A 21,212-nucleotide genomic window follows, 5' to 3' on the forward strand; every position below is an offset into this window, starting at 1 on the left:
TTAGTCCTGTTCTGGGTTTCTCAAGTAATAACCTACGCCGCGGCGTGTGACAATCCAATTTGGATGGCTCGGGTTGTCCTCGATTTTTTCACGAAGCCGGCGGACTGTTACGTCAACCGTTCTGACATCGCCGAAGTAATCATAGCCCCAAACAGTTTGAAGCAAATGTTCACGGGTCATCACTTGTCCGATATGTTTTGCTAAATAATGAAGCAATTCGAACTCACGATGAGTCAACTCAATTGTTTCATCTCTTTTTGATACGACGTACGCGTCAGGGAAGATGACGAGAGAGCCGATATGAATCTCGTTAGAGGACGGCTCTTCCTCCGCCGGCGCTGTTGTCAGCTGGCGGCGCAGGTTCGCTTTTACACGTGCCAGGAGCTCGCGTGTGCTGAAAGGTTTTGTGACATAGTCATCAGCACCGATTTCAAGCCCGATGACCTTGTCAATTTCTGAATCCTTAGCCGTCAGCATAATGATCGGCATATCGTATTTCTTTCTGACTTCACGGCACACTTCAACACCGTCTTTATTAGGAAGCATGATATCTAAAAGAATTAAATCAGGCTGAAGCTCTTCTACCATTTCAACGGCTTCGTTTCCGTCGTGGGCACAGTGCACTTCATAGCCTTCTTTTCTTAAGTTAAATTCCAATATATCTGCAATCGGTTTTTCATCATCCACTACAAGGATCTTTTTATCCATCATTTTGATTTTCCTCCTGCCGAATAACTTCATTTCATCTATATAACATTCGTTTCATCATTTATGGCCCATGTAAACAATGGGTCCTTGTCTATTATAACGGTTTAAGGTCAAAAGATAAAAAAAATAAAGGTTTGGAAAAAAACACATATTTCACCTTTATCCGCCCATTGTTTATCTTTTGTCATGCTGGTCAACTTTTTTTAAAATAGTTAACTTTACTGAAACCTCCCCTCACCGGAGTGCGTCTTTATCAATGACGTCTTCTTCTTTGAACCGGCCGCAGGGCCGGTTCTCCCTTTTTCTTCTATTATAACACTCTTCATGTTTGCCTTTTTCCTAAAAGAAAAAACGCACCTACGATTGCAGATGCGTTTGGTAAGTGGCTCGGGACGGAATCGAACCGCCGACACACGGATTTTCAGTCCGTTGCTCTACCAACTGAGCTACCGAGCCAAATGTTTTATTTTTCTCTACTAAGTAAAGTAAAATGGCGGTCCGGACGGGACTCGAACCCGCGACCTCCTGCGTGACAGGCAGGCATTCTAACCAACTGAACTACCGGACCTTACAGTAATTTGCCGCGAGAGCTGTCGTGTCAGCCCTCGCAGACAAATAAGGAATTTAGCAATAACGCTAAAGTAAATCAATGACCCGTACGGGATTCGAACCCGTGTTACCGCCGTGAAAGGGCGGTGTCTTAACCGCTTGACCAACGGGCCTTCACGAAATGGTGAGCCATGAAGGACTCGAACCTTCGACCCTCTGATTAAAAGTCAGATGCTCTACCAACTGAGCTAATGGCTCTTAAGATGTCGGAATTTCCATAGAGCAAACGACTTGGAACAAGTTCTATCTTGTACTCTATTGAAGCAGTTTCCGTAACAACGAGATTTATAATATCACGAACAAATAGAAGTGGCAATAACTTTTTTGGTTTTTTTTCATATTTTTTTCTCAGACCAACTTATATGCGGCTTTCAAACAAAAAATAAGCCCCTGAATTAGGGGCTTATAAGCAAATTCTATTTAGTTCGCACGGTACACGCTGCGAAGGACATTTGTCTGTGAACGGTCTGGACCGACAGAGAAAATAGAAAGCGGAATGCCTGTCAGCTGAGACACGCGCTCAAGATAGTGACGCGCGTTTTCCGGAAGCTCGCTCAAGCTTTTCGCGCCTGTGATATCCTCAGTCCATCCTGGCATTTCTTCATATACCGGCTCACATTCCGCAAGTGCTTTAAGACTTGCTGGGAATTCTTCAATGATCTCGCCTTTGTAGCGGTACGCCACACAGATTTTCAGCGTTTCAATTCCTGTTAAAACGTCGATTGAGTTCAGAGAAAGATCCGTAATTCCGCTCACACGGCGGGCGTGGCGGACAACAACGCTGTCAAACCAGCCAACACGGCGCGGACGGCCTGTTGTTGTTCCATACTCGCGGCCGACTTCACGGATTTGATCGCCGATTTCATCTTTCAGCTCAGTCGGGAAAGGACCGTCGCCGACACGAGTCGTATATGCTTTTGATACACCGACAACGTGCTGAATTTTGGTCGGGCCGACACCGGAACCGATCGTGACACCGCCGGCAACCGGGTTAGATGATGTAACAAACGGGTATGTTCCTTGATCGATATCAAGCATAACCCCTTGCGCGCCTTCAAACAATACACGGCGCCCTTCATCAAGAGCATCATTTAAGACAACAGATGTATCGCAGACATATTTTTTAATCTGCTGGCCGTACTCATAATATTCGTCTAAGATATCCTCAATTTTAAACCCTTCTGTCTCGTACATTTTCTCAAGCAGACGGGTTTTTTCTTCAAGATTGCGCTCAAGCTTTTCTGCAAACGCGTCACGGTCTAACAGATCCGCAATGCGAATTCCGATGCGGGCTGCTTTATCCATATAAGCAGGGCCGATTCCTTTTTTCGTTGTGCCGATCTTGTTAGCCCCTTTTCGCTCTTCTTCCACTTCATCCAATTTCAAATGATACGGCAGAATGACGTGAGCTCTGTTGCTGATTCTCAGGTTGTCTGTACTGACGTTGCGCTCATGAAGATACGCAAGCTCTGTGACTAATGCTTTTGGATCTACAACCATTCCGTTTCCGATCACACACGTTTTATCCTTATAGAAAATTCCAGACGGGATCAAGTGAAGCTTGTATGTGACTCCGTCAAACTTGATTGTATGCCCTGCGTTATTTCCGCCTTGATAACGGGCGATCACTTCTGCATTTTCTGATAGGAAATCTGTAATTTTACCTTTTCCTTCATCGCCCCATTGCGTACCTACTACAACTACTGAAGACATGTCCGTGCACCTCCGTTAACCTTTCAAAACGATTCTATTCAAACAAATCAAGTTTATCAGTGAAGAAACAGAAAGTCAATTGTAAATCCGAACATTAAATTAATGTAAATCTATATTCGTTCGCTTCCATTCATTTTATAAGCGTTTTCTCATCGCTTCGCCATAAAAAGCTTGTGAAACTTTTGTCCTTTAGCATGAAAAAGAGTTGCTAGCCGGATATCCCTTTTGTATTCATAAAAACGACTCGCCAGCCGTCCGGATCCTCTATCGTCACGCCTCCATGGCTCCAGTACGGGTTCTCAGATTCAACCTCTTGATAGCCCATGCGTTTTAGCTTTGAAGTGATTGCTGTCAGTTCATCTGCATTCGGCACATAAAAAACGAGGAGACTGTCGGGATGGGGAACGGGAGCAGTACTTTCCCCCTCATACTGGGTGAATTCCAAATGATAATCGGCATGAGGGAGTCCGAACATGACACCGTCATACCCGTTATGCTGCGAAAATTCTCCAATTCGTTTCAAGCCCAGTCCCTCTTCGTAAAAACGAATGATCTTATTGAGCTGGCCTGTAGGCCGCGCAATCCGGATTTGCGCTGCGTGAAATAATGAAAAAGGGTTTCCCATGTTACCATCTCCTTTTTGCACCATTTTATTAAAACGCTTTCAAATTTACATCCGCTGAGCGAACGGTATTTTTTCCATCTTTCGAATGAAAAAACCCCAAGATCAGCTCTTGGGGTTTATGCGCCGGGCGGAACACCTGCGTCATCAAAACGCCGTTCCAGGTTGACGAATTTATTGTATTCTTTTACGAACGCAAGAGACACGGTTCCTACCGGGCCGTTACGCTGTTTGGCAATAATGATTTCGATAATATTTTTATTCTCGGTTTCTTTGTCATAGTAGTCATCACGATAAAGGAACGCGACAATATCCGCGTCCTGCTCGATACTTCCTGATTCCCGGATATCAGACATCATCGGACGCTTATCCTGACGCTGCTCAACACCCCGGGAAAGCTGAGAAAGCGCGATAACAGGGACTTGCAGCTCCCTGGCGATCGCCTTCAGTTCACGGGAAATTTCTGATACTTCCTGCTGACGGTTATCCTTTGAACGTCCGCTTCCCTGAATCAATTGCAGGTAGTCGATCAAAATCATGCCGAGACCGCTTTCCTGCTTCAAGCGGCGGCACTTGGCTCGGATTTCACTCACGCGGATACCCGGTGTATCATCGATGTAAATCCCGCTGTTTGACAGGCTTCCCATCGCCATCGTCAGCTTGCCCCAATCCTCTTCCGTCAGGTTACCGGTACGAAGATTTTGGGCATTGATGTTTCCTTCGGCACAGAGCATACGCATAACGAGCTGCTCTGCACCCATCTCAAGACTGAAAATCGCTACGCTTTCGTCGGTCTTGGTCGCCACGTTTTGTGCGATATTCAGGGCAAAGGCCGTTTTCCCCACTGACGGACGGGCAGCCACAATGATCAAGTCGTTGCGCTGGAACCCGGCAGTCATCCGGTCAAGCTCTGTAAACCCTGTCGGAATTCCCGTAATATCGCCTTTTCGATTGTGAAGCTGTTCGATATTGTCATAGGTTTGGACAAGGACGTCCTTAATATTTTGGAAGGCACTCGTGTTTTTGCGCTGCGCCACTTCCATAATCGTTTTTTCAGCTTCACTGAGTAAATCCTCGACCTCATCCTCACGGGTATACCCGTCTTGAGCGATGGTTGTCGCTGTTCTGATTAATCGGCGAAGAATTGATTTTTCCTCTACGATTTTCGCGTAATATTCTATGTTAGCCGCTGTCGGCACCGAGTTTGCGATATCTGTCAGATACGAAATGCCACCCACTTCTTCCAGCAGGTCTGTATTCGCAAGCTCTGACGTTACCGTCACTAGATCAACCGGTTCACCTCGGTCACCGAGCACCAGCATCGCATTATAGATTTTTTGGTGGGACATTCTATAGAAATCATCTGGAATCAATACTTCTGAAGCCAGTGTTAAAGCAGACGGCTGCAAAAAAATAGCGCCTAACACGGCTTGTTCGGCTTCTATATTTTGCGGAGGAAGCCGATCATTCAGAACGTCTGTCATGCTAAGCACCGTCCTCTCATTAAAAAATCTCCAAACTCCATTCTACCATTTCTGCAGAAAAAAAATAGAAAAATTGTCTATTTCCTGTTTTTTTCAGCTAGCCGATTGGATCGTTTCGGACAGTAACTAGGCGGGAAAAATGCAATAAAACTTGAGGGAGGAATGAATGATGATGAAAAAATATGCAGTTACACCTAATGTTGATGCGGACGGCTGGTTTATTAAGGTGGAGAATGTGGCGCCGACAGCTTTGTATACATCTAAAGACGCCGCAATTGAAAAAGCCAAACAGGTGGCAGAAGAAAACAGTCCAGCAAAGCTTGTGATTTATGACCAGTTTAAAAATGTGGAAGAAGAATACTCATTTTAACGAATGAAACCCTTCGCTGCAGCGGGGGGTTTTTGGCGGATCGGCTTATTTCATCCATTGGAAGCTTGTGTGCATCATCAGATCCGCCGCTTTTTGATACAGATCCCACTCCTCAAACGAAGCAAATTTCCCCATCAGCTCCTGAAGTTTCAGCCTCACAGCTATATACTCCTCAAAGGTGACAGCTTTCTCAGTTTCTTTCTGATGCTCAGTCAGCATTTGTTTTAATAATGACAGCGGTGCGTGCATAAGAACCCTCCTTTCCTCTTTTATAACGGGCATTTACGGATTGCTCCATTCCTTTGTGACATCTTCTTACATTTCACATCTGATTCTTGTACAATGGACAGAAGAGAGGAGGGATCTTTTGTGAGACCTTTGCAAATTTCTGCTGAAACTGCCCAAAAGCTTGCAGAGTCCTTAAATCTGCCGCTTGAACAGATCATGCATATGCCTCAGCATATTCTGCTTGCCAAAATGGCTGAATTGCAAAAAGAGGACAAATCATAGCCTTCATTCACATACTTGCTTACCTGTTTCGGGATAATATGATGTATATGTTAGAAAAAAGGAGTAACTGCTTTGCCACATCCACAAAATAAAAAAATCCAATCGTTTTGGCTGATCGCCGGCATTATCTTTATCGCGTTTAACTTACGGCCCGCGATTACTTCAGTCGGTCCGGTCATCAGCTCTATCCGGGCAGAGCTGCACATGTCCAATGGGGCAGCCGGTTTTTTGACAGCACTGCCGCTGCTTTCGTTTGCAGTTCTTTCTCCGCTTGCGCCTAAGCTCGGACAGCGCCTCGGAAATGAGCGAACCTTATGGCTTGGTCTCCTGATACTGTTTATCGGCGTTTTGATTCGTTCTGCCGGCTACACTGCCGCTTTGTTTTTCGGAACGGCACTCATCGGAGTTGGAATTGCGATCGGAAACGTTCTATTGCCAAGCTTAATCAAACATAAATACCCTGAAAAGTCAGGAATCATGATCAGCCTGTATACGACATCAATGAATATATTCGCTGCTTTGGCATCGGGTGTCAGCGTACCCCTGGCCGCACAGATGGGAGGCGGATGGAAGCAAGCCTTTCTCTTATGGGGCGGGCTGGCGTTACTTGCATTGCTGATCTGGATACCTCAGCTGCGCCACCGGGATACAGCAAACAAGGCGGTGAAGCTTCAAAACAGTTCCATTTGGGCTTCCAAAATGGCATGGTTTGTCACCATCTTTATGGGACTGCAATCATTTTTATTTTACAGCAGCATCGCTTGGTTTCCTGAAATTCTCCGTTCACACGGGATTGATACATCAACAGCCGGATGGATGGTGTCACTCATGCAATTTGCGAGTCTGCCTTCCACTTTTCTGACACCGGTTTTAGCTGACCGTGTGAAACAGCAGCGCGTTATCGTTGCGGCGCTGGCCGCAGTCTATCTGATCGGCCTATGCGGATTATTAGCGGGCGGCAGCCATACAATGCTTGCCATCTGGATGGTGATTATCGGTATCGGACAAGGCTCCAGCATTAGTTTGGCACTCGCTCTTATCGGTCTCCGCAGTGAAAATGCACAGCAGGCCGCTGCGCTGTCAGGCATGTCTCAGTCATTCGGCTATCTGCTTGCAGCCGTCGGTCCAATCTTTGTCGGCTATCTCTTTGACCAGACACATTCATGGACAACACCGATTGTGCTTCTTATTGCTGCCCTGATCGTAATGGGAGCAGCCGGACTGGGAGCCGGACGAGATCGATACATTCTTCAGTCAGCGAAACAAAGAAACTCAGCATAAAAAGCGGGGAAGATATCTCCGCTTTTTTCTTTGAAATTCTTCGAATATTTATGGTTTATTCATAAGTTTTTCATATTTGTTTTTTACAATTAAACATCATAAAGAGGTGAAAAACGATGAAAACCAAACGATTCGACGTAGTCCTTATTCTCATTTTGCTTACAGCGGCTTTTCTGAATGCGTATAACATTTGGCAGGATGACACAGCGAACCAATACTATTTGGCGGCTGTGAAAAGCATGACGCAAAGCTTCCACAATTTCTTTTATGCATCATTTGACCCTTCTGGATTTGTGACAGTAGATAAGCCGCCTGTTGTGTTATGGATTCAAACGATTTTCGCACTGATTTTCGGCGTTCACACATGGAGTGTAATCCTTCCCCAGGCTCTCGCTGGAGTTGGATCTGTATTCCTTCTCTACAGAATGATCAAACCGACTTTTGGAATTGGAGCGGCCCGCATTGCCGCACTTGTCATGACACTGACGCCTATCGCAGTAGCCGTCAGCCGGACAAACAATATTGACAGCATGCTTGTCTTTACCTTATTGCTCGGTTCAGCTTGCCTGCTTCGGGCCGTGAAACAAGGCAAGCTGGTTTGGCTCCTGACGGCATTTGCCCTGATAGGACTCGCCTTTAATATGAAGATGATGCAAGCGTTTATGGTATTGCCTGCATTTGTGTTATTCTACCTGATTGCATCTCAGGTTTCTCTGAAGAAAAAAATCGGGTCTCTGATTCTGTCTCTTGTCCTACTGACAGGCCTTTCCCTCTCATGGGCGGTTGTGGTGGATTCGGCCTCATCCTCCAGCCGGCCTTATGTAGGAAGCAGCCAGACCAACTCAGTGTTAGAACTGGCCTTCGGCTACAACGGCACAGAGCGGCTGCTTGGACAAACCACCGGCCTTGCAAGGAGTGATATGAATGCCGCTGGCGGCCGTAACATGCAGAATCATAGCACCATGCAACCGCCAAACAGCAACGGATCATCTTCTGACGGAAACAGCAAGTCTGACGGAAGTGCCGCCAATCAAAACGGCAATCAATCATTCGGAAACAATTCACAGGGGCCTCAGCCGCCTAACGGACAAAACGGCGCTTTAAATGGAGGCGGAGGCACACCTCCAGCAGGCAACGGAACTGGAAACGGCGGGCCTGGCGGCGGAAATGGAGGACCTGGCGGTAGCGGCGGAAAAAACATGAATATGTTCGGCACCGGCGATGCAGGACCGCTTCGTCTCTTCCAATCGGCACTTTCCGGCCAAATCAGCTGGATGCTTCCATTCGCATTGATCGGATTGCTGGGCGGAATCGTCAGCTGGTACCGTGATCGCCGCGGACAGGCTGCTGAAATGAAAGAAACGCTATTCTGGACGGCATGGCTCGTTCCGGTCGCTGGTTTCTTCAGCGTTGCAGGATTCTTCCACCAGTATTATTTAATTATGCTGGCACCTCCGATTGCCGCACTTTCCGGTATCGGATGGTACACAATGTACCGTTTATACAAAAACAATAAAGACTGGGCCAGCTATCTTCTGCCGGCAGCCGTTCTAATCACAGCCGCGTTCCAGGTTTATATTCTGAGCGCTTATACAAGCCAAATCGGCAGTGTATGGATGTACGTACTAGGACTCTTAGGACTCGTCATCACCCTTGCGCTTCTGATGCTTAAACGCAGCCATCCATTCAGCAAGCAGCTGACGATCATCAGCTTATGTGTTCTGCTGCTCACACCAGTCTACTGGTCAGCAACGCCGCTTCTATACGGAGGCAACAGCGTCCTTCCTGAATCCGGCCCGCAGCTTAATAGCTCAGCAAACGGCGGAAACATGTTCTCTTCAGAGGTCGACACCGGACTCCTGTCCTATCTGAGAAAGCATAATACCGGCGAAGAGTATCTATTTGCTACTTTGACAACCGTAACGGCTGCGCCATACATCATTAATGAAAATGAATCTGTTATGGCAATGGGCGGATTTAACGGCACAGATCCAATTCTGACTGTGTCCGAACTGAAAAAACTGGTCAAAGAAGGCAAAGTAAAATACTTCCTTCTGTCAGGAAATAACTCAGGCAACAGCGAACTTGTTTCCTGGATTAAGAAAAACGGAAAAGAAATAACATCTGACGAATATAGCAGTTCTTCCAGCAGCACAAACAGCAGCCTGCAAAGCATGAGAGGAGGACCTGGCGGAGAAAGCCAGCAAACTCTTTATCTCGTGGAATAAAAAAAGAGGCTTGGATTGCTCCAAGCCTCTTTTCTATTAAACTTCTTCTTTCACATGTACCTTTAACACAGCCTGCACCTCAGGATGCAGCTTCACAGGCACGTTTGTATATCCTAATGCACGAATGCCGTCCGGCAGTTCAAGCTTCCGCTTATCTACTTTAATCTTATGGTCTTTTTGGAGCTGTTCAGTAATTTGCTTGCTTGTCACAGAACCAAATAAACGGCCGCCTTCCCCTGATTTCGCGCTGAGCTCAACTGTCAGTTTTTCTAATGTTTCTTTTAAGCTCTTTGCTTGCTCAAGCTCGGCAATAGCTTCTTTTTTCTCTTTTTGTTTTTGTCCGTTCAGCGCGCTGATGTTTGACGCGTTCGCTTCAACCGCGAGGCCTTTTTTAATTAGAAAGTTATGCGCATAACCGTCTGCTACGTTTTTGACTTCGCCTTTTTTTCCTTTTCCTTTTACATCTTGTAAGAAAATAACCTTCATCTCTGTACGCCTCCCTCAAAATACTCATCTATGGCGTGCTTCAGCCGTTCCAGCGCTTCAGAAACTGAAATGCCGGACAACTGAGTCGCCGCATTTGTTAAATGCCCTCCGCCTTCCAGCGCCTCCATGATGATCTGAACATTGACCTCGCCAAGTGACCGCGCACTGATACAAACGGTTTGTTCATCCCGTCTCGCCACCGCAAATGAAGCCTCAACTTCACTCATCGACAGCAGCGAATCGGCCGCCTGCGCAATGAGCACTTGATCGAAGTATTCCTCCTCATTTTCAGGAAGAGAAGCAATCGCAATGTTCTCTTTATAGAGGGCTGTATGCTGGATCAGCTTCGCCCGTTTAATATAGGAATCAACGGTTTCTTTCAGGAACTTCTGCACAAGCACCGTGTCGGCGCCTTTTGCCCTTAAATAAGAAGCCGCATCAAAAGTCCGCGAGCCCGTGCGGAGAGAAAAGCTCTTTGTATCCACTATTATACCAGCTAATAGGGCTGTTGCTTCAATCATATTGATTTTTAAGCGCTTCGGCTGATATTCAAGCAGTTCTGTCACCAATTCCGCTGTCGAAGAAGCGTACGGCTCCATATAAACGAGCAGCGGGTCTCTGATAAACTCCTCACCCCTGCGGTGATGGTCGATAACCACGATATGTTCAATTTTATTGACCAGCCGTTCCTCCATAACAAGTGACGGTTTATGTGTATCAACGATCACAAGCAGCGTGTCATCATTGGAGATTTCCATCGCTTCTTCAGGCGTAATAAACCTTGACCACAGCTCTTCATATTTTTTGATTTCCTCAATCAAACGCTGCACACTTGATCCGATTTGATTTGGATCAATGACGATAAAACCATCTTTGTTATTTGCCTGAGCCACCTTTAAAATCCCGATCGCTGCGCCGATAGAATCCATGTCAGGGAATTTATGCCCCATGATAATCACATTGCTGCTTTCAGAGACGATTTCCTTTAAGGCATGAGAAATGACGCGGGCCCGCACCCTTGTTCGTTTCTCCATCGGGTTTGTTTTACCTCCGTAAAACTTCACCTTGCCGTTCGGCAGCTTAATGGCTACTTGGTCTCCGCCGCGCCCCAACGCTAAGTCCAAGCTGGATTGCGCCAAATCGCCAAGTTCTTTCAGCGAGGAGACTGACGCCCCTACACCAACGCTTAACGTCAGTGCTACACCGTCAAATGAGGTTTTTTCCCGCACCTCATCTAGAATCGAAAACTTCGAATTTTCGAGTTCAGTTAAGATGTGTTCATTAAGTACAGCAATAAACCGTTCTGAAGACGTCCTTTTCAGGAAGATCCCGTACTCCTGCGCCCAGGCGTTCAGCAAAGATGTTACCTGGCTGTTCATCGTGCTTCTCGTCTGGTCATCCAATCCTTGGGTCACATCATCATAGTTATCAAGGAAAATATACGCCAGCACGGTTCTTTCGTTTTCATATAGCTTTTCAATCTGGATTTGTTCCGTTATATCAAAGAAATACAGCAGGCGCTCATCCCGTTTGATGACAACCTTAAACTTACGGTCGTTCAATGTAACCGTTTCCGATTCCACCTCTTGTTTGATGAGCGGCACAACCGACTCACAAGTATCGTAAAGGGACCTCCCCACTAATGTGCTTTCATTAAAGCAAGAAGAAAGAAACGGATTTGCCCATTCTATATAATATTGGTCATTAAAAAGCATGATGCCGATCGGCATTTCCATCAATGCCTCTTCACCGACTTTTTTCAACCTGTAGGATAACGTAGAAATATAAGCATCAATCTCTTTTCGAATAAGAGAATCAGCACGTTTAATAAAAAACAAAATAACTGCGAGCAGCAGTACTTCGACGGTTCCTAATATCCAGTTAAAATAAAAGCTGATGAGGATTGTAATGATTGACAGAGCAATCAATGCATAGATGGGATACCGAAACAGCGGTTTTTCATAAAAGCTTGGCATTTCTATCACTCCCCACCATGTGAGTAAAACTTCATGTTCACTTCACCTTATTCCTTATATTAAAGCCCATATCTATAACGCCTAAAATGCGAATGGCTGCCATAAAGATCGGATGTATAAACCCAAGAATCACTGCAATTACAGCCGCAGCCTTCGGATATTGTTTCTTATGGCAATAGAAAAAGATAAATGATAAACCTTGGATAAAAATCAGAAACCCGAGTATAAACTCCCCATTTAAAGCGATAGAGTACAGCATTTGGCCTTTTTCTAAAGGCAAAAATGAAAGTATGACGATCATTAAATACAGCACTACAACACTTTGCGGAAACTTCAACTCTCTAAAAGGCTTTAGATTAGGAATATCGGGGGAGAATCGCCTTAAGAGCGGCTTAGCGATAAGGTAACTGAGGAAAGAAAAAATAGCTCCTACCATCACAATAGCTGTTGGAAAAAGATATTGAACGATACCCAATTGTTCTTCCATCAGTTTCAATTGCTTCTCAAGCTGTTCAGCATTGCCCGACTGCTTCACTACAGTTTCTACAATATCAAGAGATTGCCGGTATTGTGTCATCGCTTCATCAATGATATTGATACCCAAAAACTGAATGCTTATCACAAAATAGAAGACAATACAAAGCATATAAATAAGAGCGCCCGAAATAATGGCGTGCCCGGGTTCTTTCTTTTTGAAATAGTGCCCCATGGCAATGCCGGCGCAAGCTGACATAAAAGCTACAATAAGCCCGGTAAAGGACCCAACAATAAAAACAACCGGAAGACTGACAATGCCCATCCATATCCCTAACTTCAATCCATGTCTAATCGTATACAGGATCATGGGCAGCGGCAGTGCAAATAACAGAATTGTTCCAATCACAGGAACATAAACGACCAAAAGCGTGATGATCGCAAACAGACTGATTAAAATAGCACCTTCCATTAATGCTCTCGTTTGTTTCACTTAGTCACCTCGTATCATCCTGAACATACGAATAGAAAAGAGCAGCATAAACGACTGCTCTTTTTTCATCGCTGCAACATGCTTTGCACCGAATGTTTTTTTATATCATCTCTAAATTTTACTTTTATATTTTAACATAAGTCCAAATCGCAAGTAAAATGACGCCAATGTTTCATGTGAAACATTGCAAATGAAAAGACATTCTTTGAAAAGAATGCCCATCACGGTTAATGTTTATCATCCATAAAGCCAGAAGATTCCTTGTTTTTCTTTTTCGTTTTTCTGACATACATAAAAATTAAGATCACCAGTAAAAGCGTTGTTGCTTGCAGAACGCCGCTGCTAAACAAGAAAAAGTTCTTTATCATCTCCCACATCGTGTTTCACCTCTTTTTGCATGTTCTCAACCCGTATCCTATATAAGGTGAATTTCCCTTTTTAAAAACTTCAAAACATCATGAACAACATTGAGCGTTGGGCATATGCTGATATGGAATCTGATTGATAAAGGAGAATTGTTACATGGATGAACGCAGAACATTGGCTTGGCATGAAACATTAGAAATGCACGAGCTGGTTGCTTTTCAATCAAATGGACTCATTAGGCTGAAGAAAATGATAAGAGAAGTAAAAGACCCTCAGCTCAGACAGCTTTATAGTGTGTCTATTCAGGCTGTTGAGCAAAATCTAAGAGAGCTTCTTCCATTCTTTCCGCAGGCGCCGCACAGAGAGGATGAGGAAGAAGAACGCGCGGATAACCCATTTTACAGCGGTGATCTTCTCGGGTTTGCCAAAACGTCTGTCCGCAGCTATGCCATCGCGATTACAGAAACAGCAACACCTCAATTAAGAAACGTACTGGTCAAGCAGCTGAATGCTGCCATCCAGTTGCATGCACAAGTTTATCGATACATGTATCAGCATGGATACTATCCGTCTTACAACCTTTCTGAACTGTTGAAAAATGACGTCAGAAACGCCAACAGAGCCCTTTCAATGAAATAAAACAAGCAGCAAAGGAGTTCCCTTTGCTGCTATTTCTGCTGATCCTTCAGCAAGCCGTTCGACCGATAAGATTCCAGCACATCTCTGTTGGATTCTCCCCATTCTTTCATTTGCAAAACAATCGGTTCAAGCGTTCGACCAAATTCCGTCAGAGAGTATTCAACCTTGGGCGGCACCTGATGGTAAACCTCACGATGCACGATGCCGTCCGCTTCCAGCTCCCGAAGCTGAAGGGTGAGCATTCTTTGGGTGATACTCGGGCAAATTCGACGAAACTCATTAAACCGTTTCTTGCCATCTATCATGTGATAAAGAAGAATCCCTTTCCACTTTCCGCCAATCACATCTAGTGTAAATTCAACTGGACAGCCTTCTTTGTTCGGGTATATATTCTTTTTTTCACTCATTCTTGACCCTCCAATAGTACCTTTTTTGATACTACATCACATTTCGCAACTAATCTACCCAGTATTTTACACACCTTTTCTTCTCAGCTCAAAGAAAATGCTTCTTATTCACATCAATTTTTACGGGTTTGTATGATTACACCTGCAGCAAGACGTGTTAAACTATATAAAGATTACACTACTTAAAAAATAGATAAGGAGCTATCATGGAAAAAATACTTATTTTCGGACACCAAAACCCAGACACAGATACGATTTGTTCTGCGATTGCTTATGCTCATTTGAAAAACAAACTCGGCTTTAATGCTGAGCCAGTCCGTCTTGGACAAGTCAACGGCGAAACACAATACGCGCTTGACTATTTCAAACAAGAAAGCCCGCGTCTTGTTGAAACAGCCGCAAACGAAGTAAACGGCGTTATCTTGGTTGACCATAACGAACGCCAGCAAAGCATCAAGGACATTGAAGATGTTCAGGTTCTAGAAGTGATCGACCACCACCGCATCGCTAACTTTGAAACAGCTGAGCCGCTTTACTATCGTGCTGAGCCTGTAGGCTGTACGGCTACAATCTTAAACAAAATGTATAAAGAAAATAACGTGAAAATCGAGAAAGAAATTGCCGGCCTGATGCTGTCTGCGATCATTTCTGACTCACTGTTATTCAAATCTCCAACTTGCACAGACCAAGACGTAGCGGCAGCAAAAGAGCTTGCGGAAATCGCCGGCGTAGATGCTGAAGAATACGGCTTGAACATGCTGAAAGCTGGCGCTGATTTAAGCAAAAAAACAGTGGAAGAGCTGATTTCTCTTGATGCGAAAGAATTTACACTCGGCAGCAAAAAAGTCGAAATCGCACAAGTGAACACAGTAGACATTGAAGATGTAAAAAAACGCCAAGCTGAATTAGAAGCTGTGATTTCTAACGTTGTGGCTGAGAAGAACCTTGACCTGTTCCTTCTTGTCATCACAGACATCTTAGAAAATGATTCACTTGCCCTTGCGATCGGTAACGAAGCAGCGAAAGTGGAAAAAGCGTTCAACGTTACATTAGAAAACAACACGGCCCTCTTAAAAGGCGTTGTTTCCCGTAAAAAACAAGTCGTTCCTGTCTTAACTGACGCAATGGCTGAATAATAAAAAAGCATCCCGTCGTCGGGATGCTTCATATTACTGACAACATCCTAAAACGGTTTATCGTTTTAGGATGTTGTCATCTTTTCAGCGTGATTGAAAACCCTTGAAGTCTAGGAAGGACGAGCATCGGAGCACAGCGAATGTTGGAATTCGTGAGCACTGAAGCGCAGGCCTGACAACGAATGCGAGGGTTTGTCGACACGCTGAAGCATCCCGTCATCGGGATGCTTTTTCTTATTCGCCCAGCTTTTCAATCTGGCCCATCACATCAGTAATTTGCTTTGCGTTTTGGACAAGGTCTAACTGCTCCCATTCTTCAAGCGATACCTTGCCTTCCTCCACTTGTTTCAACACATCTTCAGCACTTTTTTGCAAGGTTTCGTTATGCTCCTGAACGGTTTGATGAATCTCCGCCGCAGCATCAGGCGGTGTTAATTCATTAAAATCAGCGGCAGCCTGCTGAATCGACTCAAGCTGTGCTTCAAGTTTTTCTTTCGCCTCAGTGTCATTTACAGCTTGCTCAGCCAATTCAGGCGCATCCTCTGCAAATGTCTTCACCTTCTCCACATAGCCGGCGGCTTCACTTGTATAATTCAATCCGTCATTCACCTGATCAAGCATGCCGCATCCGCCTGCACTCAAAAGCCCCACTCCGCCAAGAACAGTCAAAATGATTTTCATCGTCAGCCTCCTCATCGCTTCTTCTTCATTTTTTCTTTTAAGATCGGGATCAATTTCTCTTTTGCTAACGGCAGCCCTTTCCTCACCAATTCTCGCTTCAGCCACTTTTTCAGCTTAGACATCCTGACGCTCCTCTCCCTTTTTGATAAAAATGAAAAAACTCCACCGACTTGGTGAAGTTCCGAAACAAAAAGACCTTCACCAAATCAGATTTGGCAAAGGTCTCGCTAACAATTAGATTGCCAGCAAAGCCGAGGGCATCTTGCCCCGTAATGACGACTTTACTGTGAAAGCTACTCCCCTTTGGAGTGTTCATTTTTATTACTTTCATTCTAAAGCACCGGGCTTTTCCAGTCAAATTCCTGCTGTCCGTTTACACAAAAGTCCACTGTGGTATTTAAAATTTGAATGGTATTTCCATCAGGAGATCATGCTATGACAGAGGAGGTTTTCATCATGAGTCAAGAGCGCGTGAAACGGCCTGGACATACCAGATGGTACATATCTTCGTTACTCAGCGGCATTATTATTCTTAATTATTTTGACCGAGTGGCCATCTCTGTAGCGGCCCCTGCGATACAAGATTCGTTTCACCTTACAGCAACCGAACTCGGCATCGTGTTTTCCATTTACACCTATTCCTATACACTGATGCAGCTGCCTGTCGGAAGTTTGCTGGACCGGTTTGGCGTGGCGTGGGTCACGAGGATTGGAATGACGATATGGAGCTTATTAACGATCCTTCTTGCTTTTTTGCAAGGAAAATTGCTGCTGTATTTGTTCCGGTTTCTCATTGGGCTGACGAGCGCCTCTGCGTTCCCTGCCGCCTCCAAGGCAACCGCACTATGGTTTCCTCCAAGTGAGCGGGGATTGGCAAACTCACTGTTCGACTCGGCCGCCAAATTTTCAAACGTAATCGGCGCGCCATTGGTCGCCTTTCTTGTCACAACTTTTGACTGGCGTGTCGCTTTTTTGACGATTGGATGCATCAATGTGCTGTTTACGATCTTTTTCTGGCAGTATTATGAGCAGCCTGAACGGCACAAACGCATTTCCAAAAGTGAGCTAAACTATATTCAAAGACACAATTCAATTACAACAGAGCAAATCCCTTACAAAACGGGTCCGCTTTTAAAAAAGCTTTTCTCCAACCGGAAAGTATGGGGCTTAATGATCGGATTTACAGGGTACGGCTATACATTCAACCTGCTGCTCACCTGGCTTCCGACTTTCTTTAAACATACATACGGAATGGATCTCATGTCGTCCGGTTTATTTACAGCCGTGCCATGGCTGATCTCAACCATTTCCGGAATTGTAGTCGGGGGATGGCTCGTCGATTACTTTATTAAGAAAGGTTATCCTAACACCAAGGTATACCGAACCGTAATCATTGTTGGAATGAGCTTCGGCTTTTTCTTTTTAGGCTCCATTCTGACGAACAATATCACCATCGCGATTATCTGTATTTCAATCGGCCTTGCCGGTATTTCTGCAACCGCTCCAGTCGGCTGGTCCATCTCCGCAGAGCTGGCGCCGATCGGTTCCGTATCCATGCTAAGCTCCATGGTGAACCTGGCAAACAACCTGTTCGGAGGCATTATTGCCGCTTCACTGACGGGGTATTTGTTTGATGTGACAGGCTCCTTTACGCTCAGCTTTCTGGTAGCTGGTTTTGTGCTGTTGCTGGGATTGGTTTTTTATGTGTTTGTGTTAGGGGATGTAAAACGAATTAAGCTGGAATAAAGAGTGCTTGCTGAAAGCACTCTTTTTTGATCATAAATAAGAAGCGGCCAGCTTTTGAACGGCTTCTCAGGATTATTTCAATCTAGGGCGTGCCACTTGTTTAGTGATTCAAATAAAACTTCTCCCATATTCACCGATATTCTATTCTCTCCGGACGCCAATACCACCATTTTATCCTTGACTCCAACCAAAGGTAAGGCCTCATAGTGAAAGAAGAAGGAGGAATTGGATTGTGAAATTAACAGTAAAAGAATTATCCCACATTGCGAACGTGACAATCAAAACGCTTTATCATTACCACAAAATCGGCCTGCTGGCTCCAAAAGAAATAAGTGAAGCCGGATATCGGTACTATGGTGCTGACGAACTAAAAAGACTGCAGGAAATCCTTTTTTACAAAGAATTAGATATTCCTTTATCAGAAATAAAAACATTATTAGATAAGGATGCTGAAAGAACTAGTACATTAGAAAAACAAAAAAAGCTGTTTGAAAAGAAAATTGAAAAGTATCAGCGCCTCATTCAAACAGCCAACACGTCTTTAGAATACACGAGAAAAGGTGAGAATATGGATCATAAGGTCATGTTTAAAGGATTTGAAAGCGCGGAAGAGTGGAAACAATCTTTAGCAGAACAAAATGGCTATTTAAAAGATCATTACAATTTTGAATTAGATACTCATGCGATCAATGTAGATGAAATGAACAAAATGGCGATAGAAGCAAAACATTTTCTTGATGGAATGGCTGATTTTTTAAGGAGCGGCGTGACGTATCATGACCCTGCCGTGCAAGAGCATGTCATAAATCATCTTAAGTTCCTAAATCAGAACGGGCATCCGACAAGTAAAGAAGATTACGTAAAACAAACGCGATTTTTTGTGCAAGATGATTTCCATAGAGGAATGCTAGAAGAGCAGCAAACAGGTTTATCTTATTATTTGACCGTCGTTGCAGAACACCTGTAACGTGAGTCTTTGTCACTCTATCTAGGGAGACAGCCTTCGTGATGACGAGACAGCACCGCCAACAATTGATACATTCTGCCGGTCAACGGCAAAATTCCGCCCGTTCCATTTCAATACGGTTTGAACATATCCCAGCGAGTCAGCGTTATACCTCCCGGCGATCCGCTGATACGCCACAAGTTCGTATGTGCCGTCTCTGTCAAAATCAACCGGATACAGGCCAGACAAAGGATTGACCCAGCCTTCTATCGGCATTTTTAACACACCCTGGCTGGTATAAATCTCATTCAAATATTCCCTGCCCTTGTAAGTAAGATCGAGGATATACGTTTCATTCTGATGATGGCTGATGACACTTGCTTTATATTGATTTTGATAGCTCACACTGTACTTAAATTCATCATTAAACACATCCGAGTTAAAAATCTGTCGGAACTGCCGATTTAGATAGGCAAAAATATACGCATATATAGTGCCGCCGCTTCCCCCAGTGTCTATTACCACTGCCACATCATCAATCTTGTCGCCTGTCATATCCCCCAGAAAAAGTGACGGATTGTATCCCAGATTGTTTTGGAGCTGGATTCGCTGTTCCTGATGGGTTCTGCCGTCACGGATTACCAATGTGATATTTCTCCATAAAGGGCTGCCAGTCATTTGGCTGCCAGTGAGAAAGACTTCGTCAATTACGCCGTCTCCCGTTACATCCCCGCGGGCTGATGCAATGATTGCACGAGAGGAGACAGGCTGCCGAAAAACGTATGGATGTGGAACAAGTCCTCTGCCTTCATAAAACCAATAAGGAGCCATTCTGATGTCATACAGATTCATTGGCGTCACCTTCCCTATTCAGCTGAATGAATTATTATATGCAGGAATGGCACATCGAAGGACGCTAAACACCAATTAAATCCGTACCATATGAATTATCGATTGCACAAAGCCACTCGCCTTGCGCATTCTTCTTAAATACATAGGTCGCTCTTCTTTCCATCGCATACTCGGAATTCTTTTTATCCGAATCAAGCAGTGTCTGAGAAAGGACGAGTACAGTGTCACCTGCTTCCAACATGATCATTTCCCCTTGTGTCGGGACAATACGATGATTGAAATAGTTCGCGATCTTGATAAATGCTTTCTTGATTTCTTCTTTGCCTCGCGCGATCATGCCAGGCTTCACAACTAAAATGGCATCTTCCGTGTAGTACGTCATCAGTGTATCAAAATCTTCATTTTGGATTGCCAAATCACACGCAGAGATAATGTCTTTAATTTGCTGTTCCAAGAGGGGTCCCTCCCAATCATCATGATTGGATATATTATACATCGTTTGACCCGCTGAAACCGTAAAAACAAAATGAAAAGTATTCCTATTTCCTATATAATCAAATAGATATATTTAACAAAGTACCCAGTGAAGGGGTGGACAATATTGTCTGCGGAAGTAACGTTACATGACAATATACATCATGATTTACGTGCGGATTGCCAGCATTGTTTTGGCCTGTGCTGTGTCGCCTTGCCTTATGCGAAATCAGCGGATTTTGCTTTTGATAAAGACGGGGGCACGCCTTGCCGCAACTTACAATCAAACTATCAATGTTCTATACATAAAGATCTCAGAGAAAAAGGATTTCGAGGCTGTTCTGCATATGAATGCTTTGGCGCCGGCCAGAAGGTATCCCAAATCACTTATGAGGGAAAGGATTGGCGAAATAACCCGGAAACAGCCAACGAGATGTTTGACGTTTTTCCCATCATGCAGCAGCTGCACGAAATGCTCTGGTATTTATATGAAGCTCTTTCTATAGATATAGCCAAGCCGATTCATCCTGAACTGAGAACCAGTTTCGAAAAAATAGAAAGGCTCACCAGACTCAGCAAAGAACGCTTGCTGACACTGCAGGTGGACGAGCATCGAGCTGAGGTCAATGAATGGCTGTTAAAAACTAGTGAGCTGGTGCGTGCCCAAGCCCGCAATCCAAAACTCCCGAAAAAAATCAGCCGGGGAAGTGTTCTAATCGGCGCGAAACTGAAAGGGCTTGATTTGCGAGGAGCAAACCTAAGAGGGGCGCTGCTCATAGCCGCCGATCTGAGAAATGCTGATCTGAGAATGACAGACTTTATCGGTGCAGATGTGAGAGACGCTGGTCTCAGCGGCGCCGACCTGACCGGCAGCATCTTTCTGACGCAGGCACAGGTGAATGCCGCAAACGGCGATTCAAACACAAAACTTCCACCGTCTCTGCAAACCCCTGCCCATTGGAAATAAAAAAGGACCCGCCTGCGGTCCTTTTTTTTGCTGCCATCATTCAT

At 44.7% G+C, this 21,212-nt stretch carries 22 protein-coding genes and 4 tRNA genes; 9 read left to right on the forward strand and 17 right to left on the reverse strand.

What is annotated here, in order from left to right:
- The 8 genes from walR to dnaB form a co-directional block, all read right to left on the reverse strand.
- Complete coding sequence (walR, locus tag GYO_RS42760; RefSeq protein ID WP_003244363.1) at nucleotides 1-708, reverse strand: cell wall metabolism DNA-binding response regulator WalR; 708 nt, start codon at nucleotides 706-708, stop codon at nucleotides 1-3.
- Nucleotides 709-1,091: 383 nt separating this feature from the next.
- Nucleotides 1,092-1,164: transfer RNA gene (locus GYO_RS42765), tRNA-Phe, on the reverse strand.
- 35 nt (nucleotides 1,165-1,199) lie between these two features.
- Nucleotides 1,200-1,276: transfer RNA gene (locus GYO_RS42770), tRNA-Asp, on the reverse strand.
- A gap of 82 nt (nucleotides 1,277-1,358) precedes the next feature.
- Nucleotides 1,359-1,430, reverse strand: a tRNA-Glu gene (locus GYO_RS42775).
- Between the two features lie 9 nt (nucleotides 1,431-1,439).
- Nucleotides 1,440-1,515 (reverse strand) — tRNA-Lys (locus tag GYO_RS42780).
- Between the two features lie 222 nt (nucleotides 1,516-1,737).
- Entirely contained in the window at nucleotides 1,738-3,030 is a 1,293-nt protein-coding gene (purA, locus tag GYO_RS42785; RefSeq protein ID WP_014115846.1) for an adenylosuccinate synthase, read from the reverse strand.
- Between the two features lie 208 nt (nucleotides 3,031-3,238).
- Complete coding sequence (locus GYO_RS42790; protein WP_014115847.1) at nucleotides 3,239-3,655, reverse strand: VOC family protein; 417 nt, start codon at nucleotides 3,653-3,655, stop codon at nucleotides 3,239-3,241.
- Between the two features lie 116 nt (nucleotides 3,656-3,771).
- On the reverse strand, nucleotides 3,772-5,136 hold the full coding sequence (gene dnaB, locus GYO_RS42795; RefSeq protein ID WP_014115849.1) for a replicative DNA helicase: 1,365 nt from the start codon (nucleotides 5,134-5,136) through the stop codon (nucleotides 3,772-3,774).
- Between the two features lie 169 nt (nucleotides 5,137-5,305).
- Here dnaB and GYO_RS42805 point away from each other — a divergent pair, with 169 nt between their 5' ends.
- Entirely contained in the window at nucleotides 5,306-5,506 is a 201-nt protein-coding gene (locus tag GYO_RS42805) for a DUF2188 domain-containing protein (protein WP_041521111.1), read from the forward strand.
- 45 nt (nucleotides 5,507-5,551) lie between these two features.
- Here GYO_RS42805 and GYO_RS42810 read toward each other — a convergent pair whose 3' ends face one another.
- A complete protein-coding gene (locus GYO_RS42810; protein WP_014115851.1) occupies nucleotides 5,552-5,755 on the reverse strand; it encodes a hypothetical protein in 204 nt (67 codons plus the stop codon).
- Nucleotides 5,756-5,875: 120 nt separating this feature from the next.
- Here GYO_RS42810 and GYO_RS42815 point away from each other — a divergent pair, with 120 nt between their 5' ends.
- From GYO_RS42815 to GYO_RS42825, 3 genes are all read left to right on the forward strand, one after another.
- Entirely contained in the window at nucleotides 5,876-6,016 is a 141-nt protein-coding gene (locus GYO_RS42815) for a YycC family protein (protein WP_003242786.1), read from the forward strand.
- 72 nt (nucleotides 6,017-6,088) lie between these two features.
- Complete coding sequence (locus tag GYO_RS42820; RefSeq protein WP_014115852.1) at nucleotides 6,089-7,297, forward strand: CynX/NimT family MFS transporter; 1,209 nt, start codon at nucleotides 6,089-6,091, stop codon at nucleotides 7,295-7,297.
- Nucleotides 7,298-7,413: 116 nt separating this feature from the next.
- Complete coding sequence (locus GYO_RS42825; RefSeq protein WP_014115853.1) at nucleotides 7,414-9,525, forward strand: ArnT family glycosyltransferase; 2,112 nt, start codon at nucleotides 7,414-7,416, stop codon at nucleotides 9,523-9,525.
- Nucleotides 9,526-9,561: 36 nt separating this feature from the next.
- Here the strand turns inward: GYO_RS42825 and rplI are convergent, their stop codons facing one another.
- The 4 genes from rplI to GYO_RS42845 all read right to left on the reverse strand — a co-directional run bounded on the left by rplI (nucleotide 9,562) and on the right by GYO_RS42845 (nucleotide 13,331).
- Nucleotides 9,562-10,011 carry a 50S ribosomal protein L9 gene (rplI, locus tag GYO_RS42830; protein ID WP_003219165.1) on the reverse strand — a complete coding sequence of 150 codons (450 nt, stop codon included), beginning with the start codon at nucleotides 10,009-10,011 and terminating at the stop codon, nucleotides 9,562-9,564.
- Nucleotides 10,008-11,987, reverse strand: a complete 1,980-nt coding sequence (gene gdpP / locus GYO_RS42835) for a cyclic-di-AMP phosphodiesterase GdpP (protein ID WP_014115854.1) — start codon at nucleotides 11,985-11,987, stop codon at nucleotides 10,008-10,010. The genes rplI and gdpP overlap by 4 nt, the downstream gene beginning before the upstream one ends.
- Before the next feature lie 37 nt (nucleotides 11,988-12,024).
- Nucleotides 12,025-12,954, reverse strand: a complete 930-nt coding sequence (locus GYO_RS42840; RefSeq protein WP_014115855.1) for a YybS family protein — start codon at nucleotides 12,952-12,954, stop codon at nucleotides 12,025-12,027.
- Nucleotides 12,955-13,181: 227 nt separating this feature from the next.
- Entirely contained in the window at nucleotides 13,182-13,331 is a 150-nt protein-coding gene (locus tag GYO_RS42845; protein WP_014115856.1) for a hypothetical protein, read from the reverse strand.
- 145 nt (nucleotides 13,332-13,476) lie between these two features.
- On the opposite strand from GYO_RS42845, the gene cotF reads away from it, so the two are divergent.
- Nucleotides 13,477-13,959, forward strand: coding sequence for a spore coat protein CotF (cotF, locus tag GYO_RS42850; RefSeq protein WP_014115857.1), 483 nt, complete (start codon nucleotides 13,477-13,479; stop codon nucleotides 13,957-13,959).
- A gap of 29 nt (nucleotides 13,960-13,988) precedes the next feature.
- Here the strand turns inward: cotF and hypR are convergent, their stop codons facing one another.
- The gene (gene hypR / locus GYO_RS42855) at nucleotides 13,989-14,366 is read right to left on the reverse strand and encodes a transcriptional regulator HypR (RefSeq protein ID WP_014115858.1); all 378 of its coding nucleotides are present in this window, start codon (nucleotides 14,364-14,366) and stop codon (nucleotides 13,989-13,991) included.
- A 206-nt stretch (nucleotides 14,367-14,572) separates the two neighbouring features.
- On the opposite strand from hypR, the gene GYO_RS42860 reads away from it, so the two are divergent.
- The gene (locus tag GYO_RS42860) at nucleotides 14,573-15,502 is read left to right on the forward strand and encodes a manganese-dependent inorganic pyrophosphatase (protein ID WP_014115859.1); all 930 of its coding nucleotides are present in this window, start codon (nucleotides 14,573-14,575) and stop codon (nucleotides 15,500-15,502) included.
- A 234-nt stretch (nucleotides 15,503-15,736) separates the two neighbouring features.
- Here the strand turns inward: GYO_RS42860 and GYO_RS42865 are convergent, their stop codons facing one another.
- On the reverse strand, nucleotides 15,737-16,183 hold the full coding sequence (locus tag GYO_RS42865) for a DUF6376 family protein (protein WP_014115860.1): 447 nt from the start codon (nucleotides 16,181-16,183) through the stop codon (nucleotides 15,737-15,739).
- Between the two features lie 435 nt (nucleotides 16,184-16,618).
- On the opposite strand from GYO_RS42865, the gene GYO_RS42875 reads away from it, so the two are divergent.
- A complete protein-coding gene (locus GYO_RS42875) occupies nucleotides 16,619-17,929 on the forward strand; it encodes an MFS transporter (protein WP_014115861.1) in 1,311 nt (436 codons plus the stop codon).
- Nucleotides 17,930-18,158: 229 nt separating this feature from the next.
- Nucleotides 18,159-18,896: a MerR family transcriptional regulator gene (locus GYO_RS42880; RefSeq protein ID WP_041521113.1), complete on the forward strand. Its 738-nt coding sequence runs from the start codon at nucleotides 18,159-18,161 to the stop codon at nucleotides 18,894-18,896.
- A gap of 21 nt (nucleotides 18,897-18,917) precedes the next feature.
- Here the strand turns inward: GYO_RS42880 and GYO_RS42885 are convergent, their stop codons facing one another.
- Both GYO_RS42885 and GYO_RS42890 read right to left on the reverse strand, forming a co-directional pair.
- Nucleotides 18,918-19,727 (reverse strand): YybI family spore inner coat protein, encoded by an 810-nt coding sequence (locus GYO_RS42885; protein WP_014115863.1) that lies wholly within the window; start codon nucleotides 19,725-19,727, stop codon nucleotides 18,918-18,920.
- A gap of 64 nt (nucleotides 19,728-19,791) precedes the next feature.
- The gene (locus tag GYO_RS42890; RefSeq protein WP_014115864.1) at nucleotides 19,792-20,181 is read right to left on the reverse strand and encodes a YybH family protein; all 390 of its coding nucleotides are present in this window, start codon (nucleotides 20,179-20,181) and stop codon (nucleotides 19,792-19,794) included.
- 147 nt (nucleotides 20,182-20,328) lie between these two features.
- On the opposite strand from GYO_RS42890, the gene GYO_RS42895 reads away from it, so the two are divergent.
- A complete protein-coding gene (locus tag GYO_RS42895) occupies nucleotides 20,329-21,168 on the forward strand; it encodes a pentapeptide repeat-containing protein (RefSeq protein ID WP_014115865.1) in 840 nt (279 codons plus the stop codon).
- Nucleotides 21,169-21,212 lie beyond the last annotated feature (44 nt).

The organism is Bacillus spizizenii TU-B-10 (genome assembly GCF_000227465.1).
Classification (GTDB): Bacteria; Bacillota; Bacilli; order Bacillales; family Bacillaceae; genus Bacillus; species Bacillus spizizenii.

What these genes read in the sequence shown, in the direction of transcription:
- walR (WP_003244363.1), bottom strand. Translation starts at nt 708, where the DNA reads ATGGATAAAAAGATCCTTGTAGTGGATGATGAAAAACCGATTGCAGAT.
- purA (WP_014115846.1), bottom strand. Translation starts at nt 3,030, where the DNA reads ATGTCTTCAGTAGTTGTAGTAGGTACGCAATGGGGCGATGAAGGAAAA.
- GYO_RS42790 (WP_014115847.1), bottom strand. Translation starts at nt 3,655, where the DNA reads ATGGGAAACCCTTTTTCATTATTTCACGCAGCGCAAATCCGGATTGCG.
- dnaB (WP_014115849.1), bottom strand. Translation starts at nt 5,136, where the DNA reads ATGACAGACGTTCTGAATGATCGGCTTCCTCCGCAAAATATAGAAGCC.
- GYO_RS42805 (WP_041521111.1), top strand. Translation starts at nt 5,306, where the DNA reads ATGATGAAAAAATATGCAGTTACACCTAATGTTGATGCGGACGGCTGG.
- GYO_RS42810 (WP_014115851.1), bottom strand. Translation starts at nt 5,755, where the DNA reads ATGCACGCACCGCTGTCATTATTAAAACAAATGCTGACTGAGCATCAG.
- GYO_RS42825 (WP_014115853.1), top strand. Translation starts at nt 7,414, where the DNA reads ATGAAAACCAAACGATTCGACGTAGTCCTTATTCTCATTTTGCTTACA.
- rplI (WP_003219165.1), bottom strand. Translation starts at nt 10,011, where the DNA reads ATGAAGGTTATTTTCTTACAAGATGTAAAAGGAAAAGGAAAAAAAGGC.
- gdpP (WP_014115854.1), bottom strand. Translation starts at nt 11,987, where the DNA reads ATGCCAAGCTTTTATGAAAAACCGCTGTTTCGGTATCCCATCTATGCA.
- GYO_RS42845 (WP_014115856.1), bottom strand. Translation starts at nt 13,331, where the DNA reads ATGTGGGAGATGATAAAGAACTTTTTCTTGTTTAGCAGCGGCGTTCTG.
- cotF (WP_014115857.1), top strand. Translation starts at nt 13,477, where the DNA reads ATGGATGAACGCAGAACATTGGCTTGGCATGAAACATTAGAAATGCAC.
- hypR (WP_014115858.1), bottom strand. Translation starts at nt 14,366, where the DNA reads ATGAGTGAAAAAAAGAATATATACCCGAACAAAGAAGGCTGTCCAGTT.
- GYO_RS42860 (WP_014115859.1), top strand. Translation starts at nt 14,573, where the DNA reads ATGGAAAAAATACTTATTTTCGGACACCAAAACCCAGACACAGATACG.
- GYO_RS42865 (WP_014115860.1), bottom strand. Translation starts at nt 16,183, where the DNA reads ATGAAAATCATTTTGACTGTTCTTGGCGGAGTGGGGCTTTTGAGTGCA.
- GYO_RS42875 (WP_014115861.1), top strand. Translation starts at nt 16,619, where the DNA reads ATGACAGAGGAGGTTTTCATCATGAGTCAAGAGCGCGTGAAACGGCCT.
- GYO_RS42885 (WP_014115863.1), bottom strand. Translation starts at nt 19,727, where the DNA reads ATGAATCTGTATGACATCAGAATGGCTCCTTATTGGTTTTATGAAGGC.